Raw genomic sequence first — 22,791 nt, 5'->3', positions numbered from 1 at the left:
CTATTCTGTGTCCAGCTCTTCGATCTGTTCTACTTCTTCAGCGGTCAGTACGTTGACCAGATCCAGTATTATCAAAAGTCTTTCTTCCAGTTTGCCGACTCCTTTTATAAAATTGCTCCTCACACTGGTGGTGATGTCCGGAGCCTGACCTATCTTCGAAGTATCAAGCCGGATGATCCCCTCCACCTGGTTTACCTGCATGCCCACCAGGTTTTCGTTGATGGATACGACGATAATTCGCCCTTCATCGGCGGAGAGCGAAGTGTCGTTTTTCATCAACCTTTTCTCCAGATCGACTATAGGCACTATCTCGCCGCGCAGATTTACAATTCCCTTGATAAAATCAGGTGAGTTCGGCATATCGGTGAGCTCGGACATATTGATGATCTCTCTGGTCTGCATGATCTCGACGCCAAAATCCTGATTGCCAGCGCTGAAAACTATATACTGTTTTTCCTCAAAATCAGTCGAGCTGTCCTCCATGCTGCCGCTGTTAGTTTTAACCATATTAAATCCCCCGCTTAAATAAATCCTTTTTGATACAGATTGGAAAGAAGCCGTCAAAAATTGGACCCGGCCGCTATAATTTATAGTTCTTCATAATAAAATTAATTCCTGCCGCTTATTCAAAGAAGAAAAACAAAACCTGCACGGCTTATAACAAACCATGCAGGAATGATTGGCAGATAAATACAGCTTGCAGCTTACAGATTTAGACATCTGGGAAATGTCGGCCAACTATTGAGATTTCCCGTCTTTTATATCATCATCTTGTCGAGCTCATCCAGCAGATACTCGTTGAGAATCTTGATATAGGTTCCCTTCATACCCAGAGAGCGCGATTCGATCACACCGGCGCTTTCGAACTTGCGCAGAGCATTGACTATGACCGAGCGGGTGATGCCCACGCGATCGGCAACTTTGCTGGCCACCAGCAGACCCTCTTCACCTTCCAGCTCTTCGAATATGTGTTCGATAGCTTCAAGCTCAGAATAAGAAAGGGTATCTATGGCTATCTGCACAGCAGCTTTCTTTCTGGCTTCCTCTTCGACTTTTTCGCTGCGGGAACGGAGTATCTCCATGCCCACCACGGCTGCCCCGTATTCACCCAGCACCAGGTCTTCATTGACGAATTCATCATCATAACGGGCTAAAACAAGAGTGCCCAGCCTTTCGCCGCCGCCGACAACGGGAACTATAGTGGTTAATTTATCCTCGAAAAGACAGTCTTCACCTTCTTTGAAGACGCAGTCATTGTCTTTTTGATCGATGTTGTCTCTGGTTTCATAGGTATTCAGCATGAAACTGTTGTAATCCTCGGGGAAATAACCGGAATCGATTACCTCTTCTTCCATAATGTCGCATTCGAAATCATCGAGCAGACTGTGACCCAAAATCTTGCCCTTTCGGCTTACCACATACACATTGCATCTTATGGCGCTTTTTAAAGCTTTGGCCATCTCATCGAAGTCAACCGGCTTTCCTCCTGTCTGCTGCAGCAGTCGATTGATTTTTCGGCTCTTATCTAACAGGTCAGTCATTTTTAACAACCTCCATTTAAATAATAAGCTTTTTTAATATAGGATCCTGCTTATCTCATTCCATCTGCTAAAAGAGTTAATATTTTGCAGAAGAAAAAATAAATTTTTCACTTAATCTGAATAACAAAAGTCCTATCTTACGCGTCGAACATTTGCGGATAAGATCCTGCTGTTTCAGACCGCTTTAAAGAATATATCTGCTCAGATCACGGTCTTCAACGATGGACTCAAGGCTCTCTCGAACGTACTCATCATCTATTTCTATCTTTCCTGCCTCCATCTCTGGAGCCTGAAAAGAGATCTCCTCGACAACTTTTTCCATAATAGTATGAAGTCTTCTGGCACCGATATTTTCGGTCTGATCATTGATCTCGGCCGCATAGCTGGCAATCTGCTCTATTGCGGATTTTTCAAAAATCAGCTCCTGATCTTCTACAGCCAGAAGCTCCCGGTACTGTTTGGTGAGAGCATTTTGCGGCTGTTCTAAAATCTCCACAAAATCTTCCTCGGTCAAACTATCCAGCTCCACCCTCAGGGGAAATCGGCCCTGAAGTTCTGGTATTAGATCGCTGGGATCGGCGACATGAAAGGCTCCGGCAGCCATGAATAAAATGTGGTCGGTGGCCACGCTTCCGTGTTTTGTGTTCACTGTAGACCCCTCGACGATGGGCAGTATATCGCGCTGGACACCCTCGCGAGAAACCTCCGGACCGCTGTCGCTTTCCCGGCCGGCAATTTTATCTATCTCATCAAGAAACAATATGCCTTCCTGCTCAACTCTATTTATCGCCTCTGTTGAGACTTCTTCGGTATCTATGAGCTTGCTGGCTTCCTGCTCGGTGAGAATTTTTAAAGCCTTTTCGACCGTAACCCGGCGGTTTTTGCTGCGTGAGGGCAGCATGCTGCCGAACATGTCCTCCATATTTATCCCCATCTCTTCCATACCGGCTCCGGAAAAGATCTCAAACATCTGCTTGCCGTCCTCTTTTACCTCGATTTCGATCATCTGATCATCAAAATAACCGCTGCGCAGATGTCTGCGGAAGCGATCTCTGCGGCGCTTTTTCCTCTCATCTACCTCCTTTTTCTTGATAGGACTGTCCTCATCATCCGAATCTTCAAAATAAAGCGATTCGAGATTGTCCTTTTTTTCGCCGGCCTCTGAGCCGGGCAGCAGTTTGTCGAGAATTCTTTCTTCGGCCAGCTCTCTGGCCTTATCTCTCACCTTTTTTCTTCTTTCTTCCTCCACCATTCTTATAGAAGTCTCGACCAGATCTCTTACCATCGATTCCACATCTCTGCCCATATAACCGACCTCGGTAAATTTGCTGACCTCCACCTTTAAAAAGGGTGAACCGGCCAGGTTGGCCAGTCGGCGAGCTATCTCGGTTTTGCCGACGCCGGTTGGACCTATCATAAGAATATTTTTAGGAATGATCTCATCTTTGAGCTCTGAATCTATCTGCTGTCTGCGATATCTGTTGCGCAGCGCTATCGCTACAGATCTTTTGGCATCATCCTGTCCGATAATATATTTATCGAGCTCCTCGACAATCTGCCGAGGTGTCAATTCCTCCATCCTATTCCTCCTCGTTCAGAGTATCAATTACTATCCTATCATTGGTATATACACATATATCAGCTGCAATGTTCATCGATTTTCGGGCTATCTCCTCAGCAGCTAGGTCGGTATCATTCTCCAGAAGCGCTCTCGCGGCGGCCCTGGCATAATCTCCGCCGGATCCGATAGCGAGCAGCCTGTCGTCCGGCTCGATTACATCTCCGGTTCCGGATATGAGCAGCATTTTCTCGCTGCTGGCCACGATCAAAAGCGCCTCCAGACGGCGAAGCATTTTATCAGTGCGCCATTCTTTGGCCAGCTCGACAGCAGATCTTTCCAGCTGACCATGAAATTCCTTCAATTTATTTTCAAATTTTTCAAACAATGTAAAGGCATCTGCGGAAGTGCCGGCGAATCCGGCGAGTATTTCCTCTTCATAAAGCCTTCTGATCTTACGGGCGCCTGACTTCATGATAGTCTCTCCCAGGCTCACCTGACCATCACCGGCGATAGCAGTCTGTCCCCGGTGTTTAACTGCTAGAATGGTTGTGCTGTCAAAACTATTATCAGCCACTTCATCACCTCGTAAGTTTTCAAATGATTCAAAATTGTATTTCTTTCACTTCATTTTAACATGATTATATCATTTTTGTCAAGAAAATTTTAAAATTTATTTTTTTTCAACCGGTATCGGACGGCCTCGACAAAAACTTTAAAAAACCTTTCAAATCCCCTTCTGCTCGATGAAGTCTTCCAGCTCTTTTAGAGCCTGTTCAGACCTCCGTCTTCTGCGCTTCTGCCTTTCATCTATATCCACTTTTAGAGGAGGCAGAAGGCCGAAATTTATGTTCATCGGCTGCAAATTTTCGTGAGAAGGGTCGGATATATAGGCCGCCAAAGCCCCTGTGGCTGTGGATTCAGGAAAAGCCAGATGATTTTCCCCGTCCAGAAGTCGGGCACAGTTTATCCCTGCCACCAGCCCGGAGGAGGTCGATTCCACATAACCTTCAACTCCGGTGAGCTGGCCGGCAAAAAAGATCGGCCTCTCCCCCCTGAGCCGATAAGAGGAAGTCAAAAGCCCGGGTGAGTCGATATAGGTGTTGCGATGCATCACCCCGTAGCGCACTATGCGGGCGGATTCCAGCCCGGGAATAAACTCCAGCATTCTGTCCTGTTCCGGCCATTTCAACCTGGTCTGGAAACCGACCAGGTTGAAAAGCGTTTCCTGCCTGTTATCGCGCCTGAGCTGGACCACCGCATGGGGAGTTTCGCCGGTCTCAGAATTTTCCAGACCAACGGGTTTTAGCGGACCGAATAGCAGCGATTTTCTGCCCCGGCGGGCAAGAACCTCTATGGGCAGGCAGGATTCGAAATAATTTTCGTCCTCAAAATCATGGGGTAGATTGCATTCAGCTCCCAGCAGAAACTCCCAAAAATCCATAAACTGCTCTCCATCCATGGGACAGTTGAGATAATCATCGCTCTCCCTATCATAGCGGGAGGCAAAGAAAGTCTTTTCGTAATCTATGCTCTCAGCCTCTATTATCGGAGCGGCTGCATCGTAAAAATAAAGATAATCCTCGCCGGTAAACTCTTTGATGGATTCGGCCAGAGGATCGGATGTCAGAGGTCCGGTAGCTATTATCAGCGGGTCGGTATCGGGAATATCCTTTATCTCCCTGCGGACCAGTCTGATCAAATCATGATTTTTCAGTCTTTCCAGCACTTTTTCAGGGAATTTTTCCCGGTCCACCGCCAGGGCATTACCGGCCGGCACCCTGGTCTTTTCCGCGGCCGAAATGATCAAAGAATCCAGACGTCTAAGCTCTTCTTTGAGCAGTCCGGCGGCATTGGTGAGACTGTCTGAGCGCAGTGAGTTGCTGCAGACAAGTTCGGCCGGCTTATCGGTATGATGAGCGGGTGTCAGCGATTCAGGCCGCATTTCATAAAGATCGACTGCGAACCCGCGCTGAGCCAGCTGCCAGGCAGCCTCGCTGCCGGCCAGGCCGGCTCCTATGACAGTTGCCCGATCGGACATAGTTATTCCTCCTTAGCTGGCCTCGCTGCTCTGCCCGGTTGTGACCTCCTCGGGTCTGTCGCCTTTGTATCCGCAGTCCACACATTTTACGTATTCACCGTATTTACGGCTGTATTTTTCGACCAGCTGACCATCACATTCAGGGCAGGGATGCGAAATCGGCTTATCCCAGAGCATATACTCACAATCAGGGTAGGTGCTGCAGCCGAAAAACTTCTTGCCCTTTTTTTTGCTCTTGCGCTTGACCAGCTCTCCCTCACCGCATTCGGGACATTCGACCCCGGTGCTGTCCAGGTAAGGTTTGGTATTTTTGCAGTCCGGATAATTGGAACAGGCCACAAACTTGCCGTAACGTCCGTACTTTACCACCATGTCTCCTCCGCATTTCTCGCAGGTCTCTCCGGTTTCTTCCACGTATTCGATCTTTTCCATATTTTTCTTGGCATTTTCCAGCTTCTCCTGGAAGGGAGAATAAAAGTCATCTAAAAGAGTTCGCCATTTTATCTCGCCTTCCTCGATCAGATCGAGTTTCTGTTCGATTCTGGCCGTAAATTCCACGTCAGTCACATCGGGAAAGTATTCGACAAGAAGATCGTTGACAGTAAACCCGAGATCGGTCGGCACCAGCTTGTTACCCTCTTTTTCCACATATTCTCTATCGACGATGGTGGAAATGGTGGGAGCATAGGTGCTCGGTCGGCCGATCCCCTCTTTTTCCAGGGTTTTGACCAAACTTGCCTCCGTGTAGCGGGCGGGAGGAGAGGTGAAATGCTGTTCTGGATCGAGCTCGCTCAACTCCAGTTTTTCTCCCTCCTCTACCTCCGGTATCTCGGTCAGATTGCTTTTGCTGAAAGTGTTAACACGCAAAAACCCCCGGAAGAGCATCTTCGATCCCGAGGCCCTAAAAGTGTATTTATTTCCGGCCCCGATATCAACCGTCATAGTTTCATAAACGGCCGGTGCCATCTGGCTGGCAACAAATCTTTCCCAGATCAATTTATAGAGGCGGTATTGATCTCTGTTCAGATCGCTTTTGATGCGCTCAGGAGTTCTTTTCACTCCTGTCGGCCTGACAGCTTCATGTGCATCCTGAACATTTTCATCGTCGTTTTTCTTTTTTGATTTGCCGGAATAATAGCGATCACTGAATTCACTTTTGATATGGGCAGCTGCCTGCTTTTTGGCCTCGGCTGAGACCCGGGTGCTGTCGGTACGCATATAACTTATCAGACCGACATTGCCCTCGCCCTCGATATCCATGCCCTCGTAAAGCTGCTGGGCGACGAACATCGTCTTCTTGGCCGAAAAGCCAAATATGCTGGCTGCGCGCTGCTGCAGGGTGCTGGTTGTGAAGGGCGGATTGGGAAATCTTCGCCGTTTGCGTTTTTTGACGGAATCGACGATAAAATCCTGCTCTTTTATCTCCTCGACCGCCTTCTGGGTCTCATCTTCGCTGCTGAGTTCGAATTTTTCACCATCTATCCTGTGCAGCGAAGCTTCAATATTTTCCTCCCCGTCCTCATCTTGATCCCTCTGCAAAAAGGCATCGATTGTCCAGTATTCATCCGGTTCAAAGGCCTCGATCTCTCTTTCGCGCTCGCAGATTATTTTAACAGCCACCGTCTGCACCCGCCCGGCCGAAAGTCCTCGGCGAACCTTCTCCCAGAGCAGCGGACTCAGCTTATAGCCCACCAGCCTGTCCAGCACGCGCCGGGCCTGCTGGGCATTGACCAGATTTTTATCGACCGAACGGGGCGCATCGAGCGCCCGGCTTATGGCTTCATCGGTTATCTCGTTGAAGACAATTCTGGGTTTTTCCTCCTCGAGCTCCAATGCCCGGGAGAGATGCCAGGATATTGCCTCTCCTTCGCGATCGGGGTCAGTGGCCAGAAGAACTCGATCATTTTTCTTGACCGCGCGTTTCAATTTATCGAGAATTTCCCCTTTTCCGCGAATGGTGATGTACTGAGGGGAATAATCATCCTCTATATCCACGCCCAGCTTGCTTTTGGGCAGATCGATTACGTGTCCCATAGAGGCTTCCACATTATAACCGCTGCCGAGAAATTTGCTTATAGTTTTAGCTTTGGCCGGTGATTCTACTATCACCAGCGTTTCTTCCTGATTATTCGACATGATCACACCTCCGCAGTAAACTAAACTGCTGCGATTTATTATTTATTTATTTTTGATAATTACTTCTAGTATATTATATTGGTTTTAACAGGCTTTGTAAACCCTGAAAGCAATATTTTTGTCCAGCTCTGCGGGTTATTATCCCTTTTACCTCAAATTTTACGAGCAGAGAACTCAGCTCACCCGCCTCTCTGCCGGTGATCGCGATGAGTTCTTCCAGAGTCAGCTCTCTCTCGCGATTAAAAATACCGATCATTCTTTTTTCCAGGGGAGAAAAGGCCGGCGGTATAATTACAGACTCCTCTTCCTCAGATTTGCTGTCGCCCGCAAATTCGCTGTACAGATGATTGATAATGTCCTCCGGACAGGTTACGGGCACGGCACCCTGGCGGAGCAGATCATTACAGCCCCTGCTCGATGCTCTGTCTATATTTCCCGGTACAGCCAGCACATCCCTGTTTTGATCCAGTCCCAGGCTGGCTGTTATCAAAGCTCCGCTTTTTTCGGCCGCCTCGACCACCACCACCCCCTGAGAAATTCCGCTGATTATGCGGTTTCGACGGGGAAAGTTGCCGGCTTTAGGGCTGACATCCGGCGGGAATTCCGATATCACCGCTCCCTGACCCGGGATGCGGTTGAATATATCGCGATTCTGGCGGGGATAACAGTGATCATGTCCCGATCCCAGTACAGCTATGGTCCGCCCGCCTTCGTTTAAAGCTCCCAGATGAGCCTCGCGGTCGATGCCGTGGGCCATGCCGCTGACGACGACAATATTGCGCAGAGCCAGCCCCCCGGCCAGCTCCCGGGCTGCTTTCTCGCCATAACCTGTGGATTTACGGGAGCCCACCACCGCCACCGCGGGAAAGCTGGCAGAAATATTCCCGCGCACAAAAAGCAGCGGGGGAGGATCGTGTATCTCCAGAAGAACTTCGGGATAATCGGCTTCATCGCGGGCTATTAGATCGACCTTTTTAGCCTTTATTTTTTTCAGTTTTTCTTCCAGATCCAGATTTTCTCTCAATTTTATGAGATTATCTACCGCTTCGGTACTGTCGATTAAATATTCGAGTTTTTTTCTGCTGGCCCGCCATATCCGGGTGGGATCTCCCTCTATTTTTAAAGCCCTGCTCAGCTGTACGGGACCCAGACCCGAAACCAGCGCCAGACCCAGCCAGTATTTTTTATTATTAGCCATTGATTTCTCCTTTCCCGCAAATATTAATTCTATTATATACAATTATTAACAGGAAATCAATAATCTGGCTGGAAAAATATTATTCATTTAACCATGAAAGCATTAATTACTGTCAATGGATGATAATGGAAGCAGAAAAGCCTAAAAAATCCCGGCCGGATTCCGGCCGGGAGAGATCGGTTCAGTATGGTTTGAAATTGCTGGCTCAATATTTTACCGTCGCCTCAATCTCTGTGGTCACCTCGATATCTCCCGGGGTTATATCAGGTGTCCCATCGGCCATGGTTTCGGCTCTGAGACCGGATTCAAAAGGAGAGAAGCTGCCGGCTTTTATGCCATCATCGATTTTAATACGGGAAAATCTATAATCGGCCCCGCCGAATTCGGCGGTGATCTCTTCAGCTTTAGCTTTGATCTCCTCGATAGCCTGACTGGTCGCCCGGCTTTGAACTTCAGCTCTCTCGACCAGGTCATAATCTATACTGTCGATGCGGTTTATTCCAGCCTCGACCGAGCTGTCTATTATCTCTCCCAGTTTATCGAGTTCGGTTATCTCTGTCTTTATCAGGTTTATTACTATATAATTATCATCCCGGTCCTGCCGGATGCGGAAGGCAAGCGTTTCAAATTCGAGATCATACTCATCGCTCAAAAGGGAGCGGGCTTCATTCAGCTGCGCGGCATTTTCGCTGTGAACCTCGGAAATATCCTCGCCCTGATTTTCCACGGCCATGGTTATTTCAGCCAGCTCCGGACTCACCTCCAGAGTCTCCCGGTGGGAGATCTCTATCTCTGTTTCTTTATCGCGCTCTTCGGCCGCCACCAGCTGCTTTTCGACTGCTTCCATCCTCTCCTCAAGCTCCCCGGTATCGAGCTCAAACTCCTCTTCTAACTCGTCTATATCGACCATATTTTCGGGAGCTATCGCCTCTTCTTCCGGGGAGTTTTCTATTTCAGCCACTTCGGCCGGGGCTTCGTCCCGGCGCAAAAGTGTCATCTCCTGGGGGAGAATTATAAGCATCACCGCAACCAATACCAGCCCTATCAAAATATAATAACCCTTCCTGCCCAATTTATCCACCTCCGTATGCATAAAAAAGAAATTAAGGACGTAAAAAACCATGCTGGAGAATATCGACGTTTTCTGCAGGTTCAATTATATCACAGGAGAGGAAACCGCTCAAATAAAATAGCTGAATCCGGATCTCCTTTTGAGCTAAGAAGACCCGGATCCGGGTATTCATTCAGCTAAAACAGCCGTGTTGATGAGCTTTCCGATTAATATTCGTCCAGATGATACCACTCGGGATCATCAAGCCAGGTCTGGGGCTTATTTACCATTTCGATAATATTCTCCAGAATTTCCTCGTGCTTTTTTTCTTCGGCAGCCAGCTTTTCAAATACCTCGCGAACATCCTCCTGGTCGGTCTCTTCGGCTTTTTCGGTATAAAAATTGCTGCTTTTTTGCTCCAGTTCCTGAGCTTCCCGATATATGTCGACCTGATCGACTGTCAGGTTTTCGCTGCCCTGCTGCTGAAAATCCTCGACTATCTTTTCAAAAGCTTCCCGGGCCCGGGGAACTATATCCGATTCGACCTCTTCTTCCCCGACTCTTTCTTCGGCCAGCTCTCTCACGATTTTCTCGTGTTTTTCTTCCTCCTGAGCAAGCTCAACGAAGACATTTTTGAGTCGTTCATTCTCGGCGTTATCGGCACATTCCCGATAAAATTCCTGGTTTTCCTGTTCAAAATCGATGGCAAATTGATAGATATCGTCCACGATAATTGCCCCTTTCCTGATTTTTTAATGATATCATATCCAGAGAGATATAAATTATTTGAATTCATCCAGCAGATGCTCAAGGTTTTCTGGAGCTTCCGGCTCCACCTGCATCTCTTCGGGCAGGTGAGAAAAATTATCCCTGAATGTCGGTTTTTCCTGCTGATAGATGACGCCTATGGGGATGTCATCTCCCCACTCTCTGGCCTTCACAAAGGCTCTGTCTCTGTCGGTCTCATCATAGTCCGATCCCAGCTCATAAACCCTTTCGCTGTACCACTGATAGGTGTTGACATCATTGAAGGTAACGCAGGGCTGGAGTATATCGACAAGAGCATAACCGCTATGCTGCAGGGCTTTTTGCATCAGATCGATCAGATGATCGCGGCTGCCCACAAAACCTCTGGCCACAAAGCTGGCATTCATGGCCACGGCAAACTCAATCGGATTAAAAGGACTGGCCGTTATGCCCTCCGGCTGAACTTTGGTCTTGATATCCTCGCCGGTTGTGGGAGAGGCCTGGCCCTTGGTCAGCCCGTAAATCTGGTTGTTGTGAACAAAATGAGCTATATCGGGGTTGCGGCGGATATTATGGAGAATATGGTTGCCGCCCTCTCCATAGGTATCACCGTCTCCTGATTCTACTATTATTTTAAGCTCCGGGTTGGCCAGCCTGAAACCGATAGCCGGAGGCAGGGCCCGTCCGTGCAGCCCGTTAAACCCGTTAACCCTGATATAATGCGGCATTTTGGCCGCCTGACCGATGCCGCTGAACATGGCGACTTCAGAGGGTTCGATTTCGAGACCGGTCAGAGCAGAAGCCAGAGCCTTGCGCAGAGGAAAATTACCGCAGCCGGGACACCAGGCGGTTTCGCGATCCGGCTGGAAATCTGCTTTTTCAACCATCAGACGATCACCTCTTTCTTTAAGCGGCGGTAAATCTCCTGGCCTGTAAAGGGCCTGCCATCATATTTTAAAACTCGATTGTCGACCGTAAGTCCTGTCTCGGAGTTGACCAGATCGGCAAACTGCCCGGTGGCATTGTTTTCAATCGAGACCAGTACAGTGTTATAACATCTATTCTTCTCCAGCTCAGCCTGAGGCAGGGGCCAGACATCGCTGAAGGAGAGCAGACCGATGCTTACATCTTCAGCTAGCAGCCGTTTTTGTGCTTCTTTGAGCGGACCGTGAGTCGAACCCCAGCCCATGAGCAGATATTCAGGCCGTTCCGGTCCATAGTAATCGGGCTCTTTTACATCGCTGCGCTTCAGCTGAGTGAGTTTTTCCATCCTTTTATCGACCATCTCTTTGCGCTTTTCGGCCGACTCGACTATAAAACCTCTTTCATCGTGCTCATCGCTGTCCTGCAGCACCACCTCGCCGGGAAGCTGACCGGGATAAGCCCGGGGAGAGATGCCATTTTCGGTGATCTCGTATCTTTTGTATTCCCTGTCTTCCGGCCATTTTGATCCGGAGACCAGATGCCGCTCTATCTCCACCTTTTCGGGATCGAATTCTTCGACGTCCCGCTGAGAATCGGCCAAAAATTGATCGGAAAGCAGCACCACCGGAATCTGATATTTTTCGGCCAGATTGAAGGCTCTGACCGTCTCGTAAAAAGCTTCCTCCGGATCCCTGGGGGCTATGACCATAAGGGGGAATTCGCCCTGATGGGCGTTGATTATAAAACTCAAATCCGCCTGTTCGGTGCGGGTGGGCAGGCCGGTGGCAGGACCCGGTCTCTGCACTTCGGCGATAACTATCGGCGTCTCCATTATGCCGGCCAGACCGTAGCCCTCGGCCATAAGTGAAAACCCGCCGCCTGAGGTGCCGGTCATCGCTCTCACCCCGGCATAGGAAGCGCCCAGAGCCATATTTATGGCAGCAATTTCGTCCTCAGCCTGTTCAACCGCAATTCCCAGCTCCTGCTGGCGGTAGGCCAGATAGTTTAAAATACCCGTCGAAGGGGTCATCGGGTAGGCCGAATAAAACTGAACTCCGGCCATGGCCGCTCCCAGCCCGATGCTCTGATTGCCGTTGATCATCATCTTATCAGAGCTGTCAGCCGGCGGTTTCTCGATCTGAAATTCGGGTTTTATCTCCTGACCGCCCCGCTCGAGCAGGTTGAGATTATCCTCCTGTACACCGGTGTCGGAAAAGCGCTCTTTGATTACCTCCTGCAAACAATCGGTATCAAGGTCCAGAAGCCGCCAGAGCGCACCCAGAAAAACCGTGTTGGCCGCCCGGGGGTTTACCTCGCTGGCGATTTCCCCGGCCGGAATATTTTTAATCTCAAAATCGGAGCGATCGACTTTATCTGCCTCTCCATCATAGAGAATCACGCCCCCTTCATTCACATCGCCGCTGTGAATATCCAGACTCTCCTCGTTGAGAGCTATCAGAACATCTATATCCTCTCTGGGGGAGCTGATCTCCTCATCAGCCATCCTGATCCTCATAAAATTGTGTCCGCCTCTGATCCGGGACATATAATCCTTGCTGCTGAATACGCTAAAACCCATCCTGAACAAAGCCTTGCTTATGATCTGATTGACAGTCTGAAGACCCTGACCTGCCTCTCCTGCTGCTACCACGTTTAAGTCCAAAAAAATCCTCCTCCCATTAATTTCTGCTGCTTTCAACTGATAAGATAAGAATCTTTTTTTTCAGTCTTCCAGAAAGTCGAGTATTTCCTGCATAAAGGCCGGCAGATCATCAGGCTGACGGGAGGTGATCAGGTTTTCATCGACCACGACCTCTTCATCGACCCAGTCAGCACCAGCATTTTCGATGTCGTCTCTGATGGCACTGACAGAAGTCACAGTGGTCTCAGAAAGAACATCGGCCGATATCAATACCCAGCCGGCATGACAGATAGCCGCCACCAGCCTGTCGTTTTCGTCCAGGTAACTCACCAGTTCGAGAACTGCTTCATCGCGGCGCAGCTTGTCAGGAGCGTATCCTCCGGGCACAACGACTCCGTCATAATTATCGGGATCGATAGAGCTGGCAGCATAATCGACCTCAAGCTCATAGCCGCACTTGCTGGGACAGACGCTGCAGCCTTCATCTCTGCCGATCACATCGACCAGATGACCGGCCTCTCTCAATCTCAGGATGGGATACCAGGCTTCCAGAGTCTGATATTTTTCACCGGCCAGCACCGCAATTCTCTTTTTGTCATCATCTATATTCTGTTCGCTCATAAAATTATACCTCCATTCGCAGTCAATCTCATATTTCTTATCGAATTATAATCGGGTAATATTTAGTGTGCATAATCTTTAGTATGCTTGTAATAATTATTCTTTACTCAATTTGAAAATCCTGCCTGATCGATTTTTTTCTGCTGAAAACAAAAAATAATAAAAGGATGAGAGTGCGGAAACCTGCTTTTTATTTAGCAGGCAGCTTCTCTCATCCCTGAATAAATGCGATTCCAGCCCAGAAGGGAAAAATGATTGAATTGTTTCAGCCGGTTTTTAAGCGGATTCGCTCTCCGGGGTCTGATAAGTTTCCCGGTCGGAGAATTCCTCTTTTTTGCCCCGATTCCACTGACTGACAGGGCTAAGATAACCGACAACGCGGGAATAAACCTCGCACTCCTGTTTCTTTTGCGCCATGCAAAAACCTCCTTTCCGGACAGTACTCATTATAAAACTTTTTGAGCTCAATAATTTTCCCTGAGCTCAACTGCTTCTCTATTAAGATTTATTCTTGCTTTCTCCAGAAATTCCTGCATTTTTTCTCTGGTAAAGGGCGTATATTCGCTGTATTGAGGATTTAGCACCTTTTTGCCGCGAAATTCCTGCAGAAAATAGCTGTCAGGGAACTCCTCTTCCCGGTTGTTAAACCGGGCCAGCTCCCGGGTGATCTTTGCGATATCTTCGCCGGACATAAGCTCGGGCACGACCGTCGTTCTTATCTCGACTTCTATGCTGCTTTCGGCCAGCAGCCCCGCGGTTTTTTCCAGCCGACTTTTTATATTCTCGACTTCTGTCAGTTCATCGTAGCGTCCGGCCGGCAGTTTATAATCCCAGGCCACATAATCGATGAGTTCCTCCTGGAGAAGTTTTGCCAGCACCTGCGGCCGGGAACCGTTGGTATCGAGCTTGATCAGATGATTTTCCTCCTTGAGCCTGCTTAAAAATTCGACCAGTTCATCCTGCAGCGTCGGCTCGCCTCCGGTGATAACGACCCCATCCAGATAATTTTTTCTATCCGCCAGCATAGATATTACATATTCCTCATCATAAAAATTGCCGTCTCCGCCGGAGACCAGCTCAGGATTATGACAGTAAGGACAGCTGAAATTGCAGCCGCTGGTGAAGACGACGGCGGCTATCTGGCCCGGATAATCCTGCAGACTGGTCGGCAAAAGTCCGGCTATCTTCATGACTATCACATCCTTTCACGATCGGCAGCCGAATATCTCAGCAAAAACTGTATCGGCTGACGGAGCTGATCGATCAGCTGCTGATCTTTTCTTTTTCCTTTTCAGCCTCTTCGGCATCTTCAGCATCAGCTTCTTCTGCTTTCTCGCGGGCACAAATAGGACAATATTGATGTTCCCCTGAGATATAACCGTGAACCGGGCAGATGCTGAAGGTGGGAGTGATAGTGTAATAGGGCAGCTCGAAATTATGTGCTATCCTGCGCACGAGCTTCTTGGTCGCCTCAATATCAGGCATCTTCTCGCCCAAAAAGCCGTGAAATACGGTGCCGCCGGTGTATACCGACTGCAGCTGATCCTGCTTTTCCAGGGCGGAGAATATATCTTTGGTTTCATCGACGGGCAGATGGGTCGAATTGGTGTAATAAGGATCGGCATCCTCTTTTAAGACCCTCTCCTGGTTGGCGCAGATAATTTCATCGCCGAACTGTTCTCTATCCAGCCGGGCCAGACGGTAGGCGGTACCCTCAGCGGGAGTGGCCTCTAAATTATAAAGATTGCCGGTCTCCTCCTGGTAATCGGCCAGCCTTTCTTTCATCATCTTCATGATATCCAGGGCAAACTCTCTGCCCTCTTTATCAGCTATGCTGGCTCCCATAAAGTTTTTCAGCGACTCGTTCATGCCGTTTATGCCGATGGTGTTGAAGTGATTTTTCCAGTACTGATCGTAACGCTTTTTGACGCTGCGCAGATAAAATTTCGAATAGGGATAAAGACCGTTCTCGGCCAGATTTTCCAGCACCCGGCGTTTGGTCTCCAGGCTCTTTTGAGCTTTATCCATAAGATCTAAAACCCTGCTGCGATAATCATCTTCATCGCCGGCCAGATATCCTATCCTGGGCATGTTAAGCGTTACCACTCCGATCGATCCGGTCATGGGATTGGCACCGAAAAGACCGCCGCCGCGCTTGCGCAGCTCGCGATTGTCGAGCCTAAGCCGGCAGCACATCGAGCGGGCATCCTCGGGATCCATATCAGAACTCACGAAGTTGGAGAAATAAGGGATGCCGTATTTTGCGGTCATCTCCCAGATCGGATCGAGCACGGGATTATCCCATTCAAAATCCTCGGTGATATTATAGGTGGGGATGGGAAAGGAGAACATGCGGCCTTTGGCATCGCCGGCGAGCATCAGCTCGGCGAAGGCCCGGTTGAACATATCCATCTCTTCCTGGAATTCTCCGTAAGTTTTATCCTGGGGCTCGCCACCGATTATGACCGGCTCGTCGGCCAGAAATTCGGGCACTTTGAGATCCATCGTCACGTTGGTGAAGGGCGTTTGAAATCCCACCCTGGTCGGTACATTTATGTTATAGAGAAACTCCTGCATGGCCTGTTTTACCTCTTCGTAGCTTAAATCATCATAATAAATGAAGGGAGCTAAATAGGTATCGAAATTGGAAAAGGCCTGCGCTCCGGCGGCTTCACCCTGCAGTGTATAAAAGAAGTTTATGACCTGACCTAAAGCCACCTTGAAGTGTTTGGGTGGGGCGCTTTCAATTTTGCTCTCGACCCCTCTAAAGCCGGTCAGCAGCAGATCCTGCAGGTCCCAGCCGCAGCAGTAAACGCTCAAATTGCCCAGATCGTGAATGTGAAAATCGCCGGAGGCGTGATGTTTTCTTACCCCCTCGCTGTAAATCTCCTTGAGCCAGTACTGGGCTGTGATCTCCGAGGAGATAAAATTGTTAAGCCCCTGCAGCGAATAACCCATATTGCTGTTCTCATTGACCTTCCAGTCCTCTTTATCGAGATAATTGTTCATCGATTCTATGGCATCATCAAAAAGCTGCTGGGTATCTCTGAGCTTTTTTTGCTGTTCTCTGTAAAGAATATAGGCCTTGGCCACTTCAGAATAGCCCTTCTCGATCAGAACTTTCTCGACCAGGTCCTGAATTTTCTCCACGTCAGGCATGCTGTTGCTGTCCTCATAAAAAATCTTCAGATAGGAAACCACCTCTCTGGTGATCTCCTCGCCTATGTCTTCATCTCCGTTCACGGCCTCGCTGGCTGCGTTGACGGCAGCCTTGATCTTGCTGGCATCGAAAGGCACTTCGGTTCCATCTCGCTTGCGAATGTACTCGAGTGTCATTAACTGACCTCCTCTAAATAAAAAATAATATCAAAAGCTGACATCAGGATGACTTTAGCTCATAGAAAAATCGCCGAATCAGGGATAACTTTTGCAATGGTGGAACTTGCTTGACTCAGATTTACCTATGAACAGAAGCCCAATTTATAATATCACAGATCAGGCCGCCTGAATGTAAATTAACTATCATTTTATCCATTCTCATTGCTTCCCAGCAGGAGAAAAGTTCTCTCTTTTCAGCAGGCTGGCAAAGAGAATAGCGGTGAGCTTCAGACCGGGATTTTTTCTCAGCCGCGATGCCAAAAAATCGCTTTTGCGGATGATCTCCGGAAGTTTCCTGCGGCTTCCGGCCAGTCCTGGCTCATAATTTTCCGCGATCAACTCCCAGAACTCAAAAATGCTGTAAACTTCAAATCTCTCGATCTTCAGCTCCCGGGCCAGCTCCTCCAGGGAGAGAATCGCTATCCTGCGATAATCGGCCTTTTCTTCTATCTCGAGCTCGTCGGTCAAAAGCGGAATCAACTCCTCAAATAGCGTGCGCCGCCAGTGCTTTTCCTCACACCCGGCAAATTCGGCGGCTTCTCTCACATCCTCTTCGGGAATCTTCATAAAAAGCTCCAAAAACGAGTCATCTGTTAATTCTTCGCCCGCATTATTACTTTCCGCCTCCAGATAATATTTCCTTCCCTCGAGATCATTAAATTCTCTCAGAGCATCGAAATATCCGAGTTTTTTGTTGTATGATATGCGCTCGGGAGTGAATTCTAACACCCGGCCGAGATCTTCATCCGGCTCTATATAGGTGATCTCCACCCCTTCAGCTTTGACCGGTCTGATTCTGCCCCGGCTTAAGGTCCTGACGGCGATGATTTTATCATATCCCCGCTCGATCAGCATATTGATCGGCAGATTATCGTAAAAGCCACCGTCCAGAAAATATTCCTCTCCCAGTTTTTCCAGGCGGAAGGCCGGCAGATAGGAACTGGCCAGCAGGTACTCCGCCAGCTTGCCTTCGGGAATATTCTCCAAAAACAGCTCTCTGGGCTCCATATCGCTCAGGGAGATGGTGATAAGTCCAAAATCGATATCTCTGCTCCTGAGCTTATCCTCCTCGATATTCTTCTCGATGAGATCTTTGATAGGTTCGGTTTCCAGGCCGCGGTTTTTAATGATCTCCTTCATTCTGCCCAGCAGATAGGCGACGTTATCGCGGTCAAATTCCATCCCGTAGATCTCCTCCAGCTTTTCTCCCTCGATGTTGAGAAGCTCACCGGGATCCAGTTCATCCCAGAGATTTAAAGCCCGATCAAAATCGTCCTGGGCTATCATGGCGCCATTTAAAGCCCCGATCGAGGTGCCGACCACGCCATCGAATTCGAATCCCTGCTCCTGCAGAGCCTGATAAACCCCGATATGATAAGAACCCTTGGCTCCTCCTCCTTCTAAAGCAAGCCCCAGCAAATCGATCACTTCCTTTTCCCTATCTCTCTATTTTTCAAATGCGATTTTTAAAAGCTCATAATTATTTCTTCTTTATGTTTAACTTTATTCCTGCTGCCGGCGCTGAAGAAGTTTCCGTCTTTGTTATCATTTTTTTCTGTCAAAGCTATTTAACAGCTGAACGCAAGATGGTCCGCTTTTTCTATCTTTTACAATTATATATAGATTATATAAAATTCCCTAAATTTTTTACTATCTGCTCGAGAGGTGACAGCTGATTTTAAAAAACAATCAGCGAAAACAGCAAAAAAAAAGCAAAACCCATGTTTTCAAAATTCATTCCGTTACAGCTTCCAGCTTTATACTCTGATGAATATCTCTTATTCTTAAATCCCATTCAGACTGATTCCCCTCAACATTAATGGTGTTAGCCGTATCTATTTCTCCCGGCAGAGTAACAATTACATTTAGAAACAGATCATCTGATTCATCCAGTTCAGAATATATAGGTGGTAGTTCCATTTCAAATTCATATCTCCCATTTTTCTTCTCAAAAGTAATATGGTCTATTTTTTCATGTGAGATTGATTTCAATCTTTCAAATTTCAAATCTCTGTCTTCTTTATAGCTGTGATAATTAATATCTATTTCTGGAAAAGCAGTTAACAGCTGCCAGTAAACCATATTTACATCATCGCTTGCTATATCCTCATCTCCTTCAACATTGATTTTTAAATCCATTTCACCATCTGAATCAAAATCCATCTTTACTCCCGTTTCATAACAGGAAGTCAGAGTCAAAGCCGTAATTAACAACAAAATGATTAAGCTGCTCTTTTTCACGATACAAGCCCCCTCGAACCATAAAATTTAAAGAACCTATATAATTTTATTCCGGTTAAAACTTATAAGAAATTCCCGCGCTGAATTCGATAGCGTCCATATCGTATTCATGTTCGTTAAACATACTTCTATCTTCGCCATCTATTTCTTCTTCAACCTCGTCGATATCCAGGTCCAGAAATCGATATCTCACATTGCTATGAAAAGTCATTTTTTCGCTCAATTCCTGCTCAAGAGCAAAACCAAGATTGTAGCCAAAATCACTGTTCAGGTCAACCTCTGAATCTACTCCATCTAAATCATCTTCATCAGAAGAAATATCTACTTCCAGATCACCGAAGTGATAGGAAACTCCGGCCAAAAACTTGAATCTGGTAGCTTCATCACCTACCAGGTCGATCTCAGCATCAGCTCCTATGGTATTGAATGTCATATCAATCTCTTTATTACCATCATCATTATTATCAAGTTCAAAATCCACATCGTCGGAAAAAGTAAAGCGACTGTATTCGGCTGATAAAGTCAACTGCGGTGAGACTCTATTCCTGGCCCCTACGAAAAATCCCGGGCTGGAATCATAGTAAAGATCGTCTTCATATTCAAAGTCATTATTTGACCCTTCAGATAATATATTAACATCACTATCGAAATATAAATATTTTAAACCGCCATAAATGTCGTTTTCATAGAAACGAGAATTTCCTCTATTACTGGTTTGCTGAAAGGAAAGCCCGACAAACTCTTCATCGGCCACTTCATCAGCCTGCAATGCTGTAGTGGAAAAAATTAGACTTACAGAGAGCAACAAAACTGTCAGAGAAGTTATCATTATAAAATGCCTGGCTTTGAAAAAAACTCGATAGGAAGTTCCATCTTTCATTTTTTTTGACCCCCTAAATGATATTTGGCCTGCCTTTGAATCGATGCGCAATGATATTTATTAACAAAGTTCATTAATCTTGTTTATTAAATTACCATACAAGATAAAAATTTCAAGTTTGATTTTATTTTTTATATTATGTTTCTTATTAGATTCTCTAATTATTTATAGAAGCGCCAGCTTTAAATGGTCCTGCTGCCGGCGCTGAAGAAGTTTCGTCCTTTATTCTCAATTTTTTGGGCAAATTTTTAACTGGCTCTGCTGATCAATTTTGCTGTCTCTACTGATTGCGCGGTGAGATTATAGCCTTCACCGCTGCCGCTTCATTATCGACCTCTTTTGTCAGCTCAATTTCGTAACTGTATCTGCCATTATTATCATTATCTTTATATTCCATTTTAAAGCCGGTGATGTCATAAAAAGTTATAGTTTCATTATTTTGATCATAAAAAGTTAGTTCGAGTTTAGAAGGCTGTCCAAAGTTTTCTTCAGAATAATCTTCATTATCACTGCCGATTGTAACTTCTCCGTCATATACATTATCCACCGCCACCGAAATTGAGATTTTATCATTTACTCTTGCATTCCTGATATAGCGAGATATCTCGGTAATATGCATTTCCGCCAGCTGTCCCGCGCTCATCCTGCGCGACCCCACAGGGGCCAAATTAAAAGCCTGTATAATCATCGTAGAAGCCAGGGCTATTACAACCCCCATTATGGCAATGGATATGATGAGCTCTATCAGGGTTAAACCGCTTTGATTTTTTGAGAAATACTTTAATTTGTCCATATTGTTCACCTGCTTCCAAAGATTAATACTCTATTTTGCCCTCAACTTCTCCCTTAATTACCCGCCGCCACCAGGGCTTCTGTGCTGTAGTTTTCAATTTCAATTTTGATATAGTATAAATTATTATCTACTTCTGTTACGTTTAATGTTTCTTGATCAATATTATAATCATCTACCAATTTACTTTTTAGCGAAGCAGCATCTATCACACCACTCAGATCCTCATTTCTTAATTCTTCAATGACATTATCAATAACACGCCTGGTCTCCAATCTATCATCCATTCTCGCTTCAGTTTGGAAGCCGACTGAAAAAGCACCGGAAAAGGCCATGACCAGCAACGCTCCCAGAGTGAGGGCGACCAATATTTCTATAAGAGAAAAGCCTTCTTGATTATGCAAATATCTCATCTAAATGGCCTCCTTTAATTTATAATTGCTTCCAGGAACTAAGATATGGTTCCGGGCTCCCACTTCCTTTTCCTACGCTAATAATATCTTTAAAATCAGGAATATCACCATATACGCTGCCATCATAACCATCCCAATTGATTCCGCCATCAAATGAAACATTAATTGTACCTACACCTTCATAATAAGGATCCTGAGAAGAGGCGATAACAAAATCTCCATCTCCAGTTACATTTGTCAATTTTCTAGTATATGGCACGGTAACTCTTTCAGATTCATCCCAGACTTTTCCATCGGTAGAAGTAGCTATATGACCTGAATGACCTACAGCTACAAATCTTTTTCCTGTCCAGGTAACTGCTTCAATTTCCCAACCCCATCCCGTATCAGTAGCTAGATGCCAATCTTCACCATTATCTGAGTAATATATTTCGCCCGTTTTCCCTTCATATCCAACAGCGACAAACCTGTCTATTTTATCATCTTTACCATAGGCAACATCATTTGCATCTTCAAAATAAGAAGGATTAAATTCATGAAATTCATCATTATTTATATCATAAGTGTATACAGTATTTGTACCCCCGCCACCTCGTTCAACAAATACTAACTTATCCTGACCAAGTGTTGATCTAACATTACCAAGATTTAATCCCGGTTCATTGTGCAAAACATTATTCTGCCATTCTGTACCATCAAAATATGCTTCATGAATGCGACCATTGTGATTTATATTATAAAATCTTTCGCTGTCTTCACAATAAATTATATCTTTTATATGATTTGCACCGTCGCTTTTGAAATGCTCTGCTTCCCAGGCATCTTTTGTCAAGGCATCATTAAAAAATATATTATTACCCCCGGCCACATCACCAGCTAATAACAAATTATTACCATCCCAGGCTCCTCCATATATATTTCCTTGAAATTTTCCTTCTTCTAGTATAGGAGTCTCATCACCAAAATTTTTCCAATCAGTATCTGGACCTATCAGATAAACTTCATCATTTCCTGTAATCCCTAAAAACCCTCCGCTTCCAGCGCCGGCAGCGTAAGCCAATTCAAATTCTATCTCTTCTTTATAATAATTATTATTGTCACCTGTAAAATATCTGCCTGTAGAAAGTAATTTAATATCCCCATCATTGTCTAAAACTTCTATTTTAAAGTCAATATCAAAGTCGTCAATATCATTAATATCTTCTAACAGAGCAAATATATCGCTTCTCCGCCACTTATCTTCCTCATCACTAACATGACCTTCTCCACTATTAATATAATCAAAAACAATTTCGTCACCGTCAAATGCCAGGTAATAATCTCCGTCGTTAACATCATTTATTTCATTAGCAGCAACCACAACATCAGATATATTAGCCTTCACAAACTCCACGCCAGCCTCAGCCGAATGAAAAGCTTTCGACATGTTCTCCTCGTGCATTGCTATATTTGAATGAGTTCTGGCACTGCTTAAAAGCATGGCAGCCAGAACACCCACCACCGCCAGCATTATCAAAACCATTATCAAGGCTATACCCTTTTCATTATTCCGAAACATGTTAAGTCCCCTCCTGTACGACCTAATGAAAACCTTTTCTAACACTCCTTTTTAGGGGAGTAATTTAATTAT

The 22,791-nt window shown here is 46.3% G+C and carries 21 protein-coding genes; all 21 read right to left on the bottom strand.

Going from position 1 to position 22,791, the window contains the following annotated elements; genetic code table 11:
• Window positions 1–507 (bottom strand): chemotaxis protein CheW, encoded by a 507-nt coding sequence (locus BLT15_RS04500; RefSeq protein WP_234985506.1) that lies wholly within the window; start codon window positions 505–507, stop codon window positions 1–3.
• Between the two features lie 251 nt (window positions 508–758).
• Window positions 759–1,541, bottom strand: coding sequence for a GTP-sensing pleiotropic transcriptional regulator CodY (codY, locus tag BLT15_RS04495; RefSeq protein WP_089759104.1), 783 nt, complete (start codon window positions 1,539–1,541; stop codon window positions 759–761).
• Between the two features lie 184 nt (window positions 1,542–1,725).
• A complete protein-coding gene (gene hslU / locus BLT15_RS04490; protein ID WP_089759102.1) occupies window positions 1,726–3,120 on the bottom strand; it encodes an ATP-dependent protease ATPase subunit HslU in 1,395 nt (464 codons plus the stop codon).
• Window position 3,121: 1 nt separating this feature from the next.
• Entirely contained in the window at window positions 3,122–3,676 is a 555-nt protein-coding gene (gene hslV, locus BLT15_RS04485; RefSeq protein WP_089759100.1) for an ATP-dependent protease subunit HslV, read from the bottom strand.
• 150 nt (window positions 3,677–3,826) lie between these two features.
• On the bottom strand, window positions 3,827–5,140 hold the full coding sequence (gene trmFO, locus BLT15_RS04480; RefSeq protein WP_089759098.1) for a methylenetetrahydrofolate--tRNA-(uracil(54)-C(5))-methyltransferase (FADH(2)-oxidizing) TrmFO: 1,314 nt from the start codon (window positions 5,138–5,140) through the stop codon (window positions 3,827–3,829).
• Window positions 5,141–5,152: 12 nt separating this feature from the next.
• Window positions 5,153–7,276 carry a type I DNA topoisomerase gene (gene topA, locus BLT15_RS04475; protein WP_089759096.1) on the bottom strand — a complete coding sequence of 708 codons (2,124 nt, stop codon included), beginning with the start codon at window positions 7,274–7,276 and terminating at the stop codon, window positions 5,153–5,155.
• A gap of 73 nt (window positions 7,277–7,349) precedes the next feature.
• Window positions 7,350–8,474, bottom strand: coding sequence for a DNA-processing protein DprA (dprA, locus tag BLT15_RS04470; RefSeq protein WP_089759094.1), 1,125 nt, complete (start codon window positions 8,472–8,474; stop codon window positions 7,350–7,352).
• A 205-nt stretch (window positions 8,475–8,679) separates the two neighbouring features.
• On the bottom strand, window positions 8,680–9,546 hold the full coding sequence (locus tag BLT15_RS04465; protein WP_159429816.1) for an SIMPL domain-containing protein: 867 nt from the start codon (window positions 9,544–9,546) through the stop codon (window positions 8,680–8,682).
• A 206-nt stretch (window positions 9,547–9,752) separates the two neighbouring features.
• Window positions 9,753–10,253: a ferritin-like domain-containing protein gene (locus BLT15_RS04460; RefSeq protein ID WP_089759091.1), complete on the bottom strand. Its 501-nt coding sequence runs from the start codon at window positions 10,251–10,253 to the stop codon at window positions 9,753–9,755.
• A 54-nt stretch (window positions 10,254–10,307) separates the two neighbouring features.
• Window positions 10,308–11,159, bottom strand: coding sequence for a 2-oxoacid:ferredoxin oxidoreductase subunit beta (locus BLT15_RS04455; RefSeq protein WP_089759089.1), 852 nt, complete (start codon window positions 11,157–11,159; stop codon window positions 10,308–10,310).
• Window positions 11,159–12,859 carry a 2-oxoacid:acceptor oxidoreductase subunit alpha gene (locus tag BLT15_RS04450; protein ID WP_089759087.1) on the bottom strand — a complete coding sequence of 567 codons (1,701 nt, stop codon included), beginning with the start codon at window positions 12,857–12,859 and terminating at the stop codon, window positions 11,159–11,161. The genes BLT15_RS04455 and BLT15_RS04450 overlap by 1 nt, the downstream gene beginning before the upstream one ends.
• Before the next feature lie 60 nt (window positions 12,860–12,919).
• Window positions 12,920–13,459 carry a type 1 glutamine amidotransferase domain-containing protein gene (locus tag BLT15_RS04445; protein WP_089759085.1) on the bottom strand — a complete coding sequence of 180 codons (540 nt, stop codon included), beginning with the start codon at window positions 13,457–13,459 and terminating at the stop codon, window positions 12,920–12,922.
• Between the two features lie 276 nt (window positions 13,460–13,735).
• Window positions 13,736–13,876 (bottom strand): anaerobic ribonucleoside-triphosphate reductase, encoded by a 141-nt coding sequence (gene nrdD, locus BLT15_RS13070; protein ID WP_143423013.1) that lies wholly within the window; start codon window positions 13,874–13,876, stop codon window positions 13,736–13,738.
• 47 nt (window positions 13,877–13,923) lie between these two features.
• A complete protein-coding gene (locus BLT15_RS04440) occupies window positions 13,924–14,649 on the bottom strand; it encodes an anaerobic ribonucleoside-triphosphate reductase activating protein (RefSeq protein WP_089759083.1) in 726 nt (241 codons plus the stop codon).
• A 73-nt stretch (window positions 14,650–14,722) separates the two neighbouring features.
• Complete coding sequence (locus BLT15_RS04435; protein WP_089759081.1) at window positions 14,723–16,795, bottom strand: ribonucleoside triphosphate reductase; 2,073 nt, start codon at window positions 16,793–16,795, stop codon at window positions 14,723–14,725.
• 201 nt (window positions 16,796–16,996) lie between these two features.
• Window positions 16,997–18,265: a patatin-like phospholipase family protein gene (locus tag BLT15_RS04430; RefSeq protein WP_089759079.1), complete on the bottom strand. Its 1,269-nt coding sequence runs from the start codon at window positions 18,263–18,265 to the stop codon at window positions 16,997–16,999.
• A gap of 306 nt (window positions 18,266–18,571) precedes the next feature.
• Complete coding sequence (locus BLT15_RS04425; protein ID WP_089759077.1) at window positions 18,572–19,078, bottom strand: hypothetical protein; 507 nt, start codon at window positions 19,076–19,078, stop codon at window positions 18,572–18,574.
• Window positions 19,079–19,133: 55 nt separating this feature from the next.
• The gene (locus tag BLT15_RS04420) at window positions 19,134–19,958 is read right to left on the bottom strand and encodes an outer membrane beta-barrel protein (RefSeq protein WP_089759075.1); all 825 of its coding nucleotides are present in this window, start codon (window positions 19,956–19,958) and stop codon (window positions 19,134–19,136) included.
• 280 nt (window positions 19,959–20,238) lie between these two features.
• Window positions 20,239–20,751 (bottom strand): type II secretion system protein, encoded by a 513-nt coding sequence (locus tag BLT15_RS04415; protein ID WP_089759073.1) that lies wholly within the window; start codon window positions 20,749–20,751, stop codon window positions 20,239–20,241.
• Between the two features lie 53 nt (window positions 20,752–20,804).
• On the bottom strand, window positions 20,805–21,161 hold the full coding sequence (locus tag BLT15_RS04410; protein ID WP_089759070.1) for a PulJ/GspJ family protein: 357 nt from the start codon (window positions 21,159–21,161) through the stop codon (window positions 20,805–20,807).
• Between the two features lie 19 nt (window positions 21,162–21,180).
• Entirely contained in the window at window positions 21,181–22,719 is a 1,539-nt protein-coding gene (locus tag BLT15_RS04405; RefSeq protein ID WP_089759068.1) for a pilus assembly PilX N-terminal domain-containing protein, read from the bottom strand.
• Between the last annotated feature and the right edge of the window lie 72 nt (window positions 22,720–22,791).

The sequence above is a fragment of the Halarsenatibacter silvermanii genome (assembly GCF_900103135.1).
GTDB classification, from domain to species: domain Bacteria; phylum Bacillota; class Halanaerobiia; order Halanaerobiales; family Halarsenatibacteraceae; genus Halarsenatibacter; species Halarsenatibacter silvermanii.
Note: the sequence above shows the minus strand (reverse complement) of the source record. Positions and strands in the feature narration are given on the sequence as shown.

What these genes read in the sequence shown, in the direction of transcription:
- BLT15_RS04500 (WP_234985506.1), bottom strand. Translation starts at nt 507, where the DNA reads ATGGTTAAAACTAACAGCGGCAGCATGGAGGACAGCTCGACTGATTTT.
- codY (WP_089759104.1), bottom strand. Translation starts at nt 1,541, where the DNA reads ATGACTGACCTGTTAGATAAGAGCCGAAAAATCAATCGACTGCTGCAG.
- hslU (WP_089759102.1), bottom strand. Translation starts at nt 3,120, where the DNA reads ATGGAGGAATTGACACCTCGGCAGATTGTCGAGGAGCTCGATAAATAT.
- trmFO (WP_089759098.1), bottom strand. Translation starts at nt 5,140, where the DNA reads ATGTCCGATCGGGCAACTGTCATAGGAGCCGGCCTGGCCGGCAGCGAG.
- topA (WP_089759096.1), bottom strand. Translation starts at nt 7,276, where the DNA reads ATGTCGAATAATCAGGAAGAAACGCTGGTGATAGTAGAATCACCGGCC.
- dprA (WP_089759094.1), bottom strand. Translation starts at nt 8,474, where the DNA reads ATGGCTAATAATAAAAAATACTGGCTGGGTCTGGCGCTGGTTTCGGGT.
- BLT15_RS04455 (WP_089759089.1), bottom strand. Translation starts at nt 11,159, where the DNA reads ATGGTTGAAAAAGCAGATTTCCAGCCGGATCGCGAAACCGCCTGGTGT.
- BLT15_RS04445 (WP_089759085.1), bottom strand. Translation starts at nt 13,459, where the DNA reads ATGAGCGAACAGAATATAGATGATGACAAAAAGAGAATTGCGGTGCTG.
- nrdD (WP_143423013.1), bottom strand. Translation starts at nt 13,876, where the DNA reads ATGGCGCAAAAGAAACAGGAGTGCGAGGTTTATTCCCGCGTTGTCGGT.
- BLT15_RS04440 (WP_089759083.1), bottom strand. Translation starts at nt 14,649, where the DNA reads ATGAAGATAGCCGGACTTTTGCCGACCAGTCTGCAGGATTATCCGGGC.
- BLT15_RS04435 (WP_089759081.1), bottom strand. Translation starts at nt 16,795, where the DNA reads ATGACACTCGAGTACATTCGCAAGCGAGATGGAACCGAAGTGCCTTTC.
- BLT15_RS04420 (WP_089759075.1), bottom strand. Translation starts at nt 19,958, where the DNA reads ATGAAAGATGGAACTTCCTATCGAGTTTTTTTCAAAGCCAGGCATTTT.
- BLT15_RS04415 (WP_089759073.1), bottom strand. Translation starts at nt 20,751, where the DNA reads ATGGACAAATTAAAGTATTTCTCAAAAAATCAAAGCGGTTTAACCCTG.
- BLT15_RS04410 (WP_089759070.1), bottom strand. Translation starts at nt 21,161, where the DNA reads ATGAGATATTTGCATAATCAAGAAGGCTTTTCTCTTATAGAAATATTG.
- BLT15_RS04405 (WP_089759068.1), bottom strand. Translation starts at nt 22,719, where the DNA reads ATGTTTCGGAATAATGAAAAGGGTATAGCCTTGATAATGGTTTTGATA.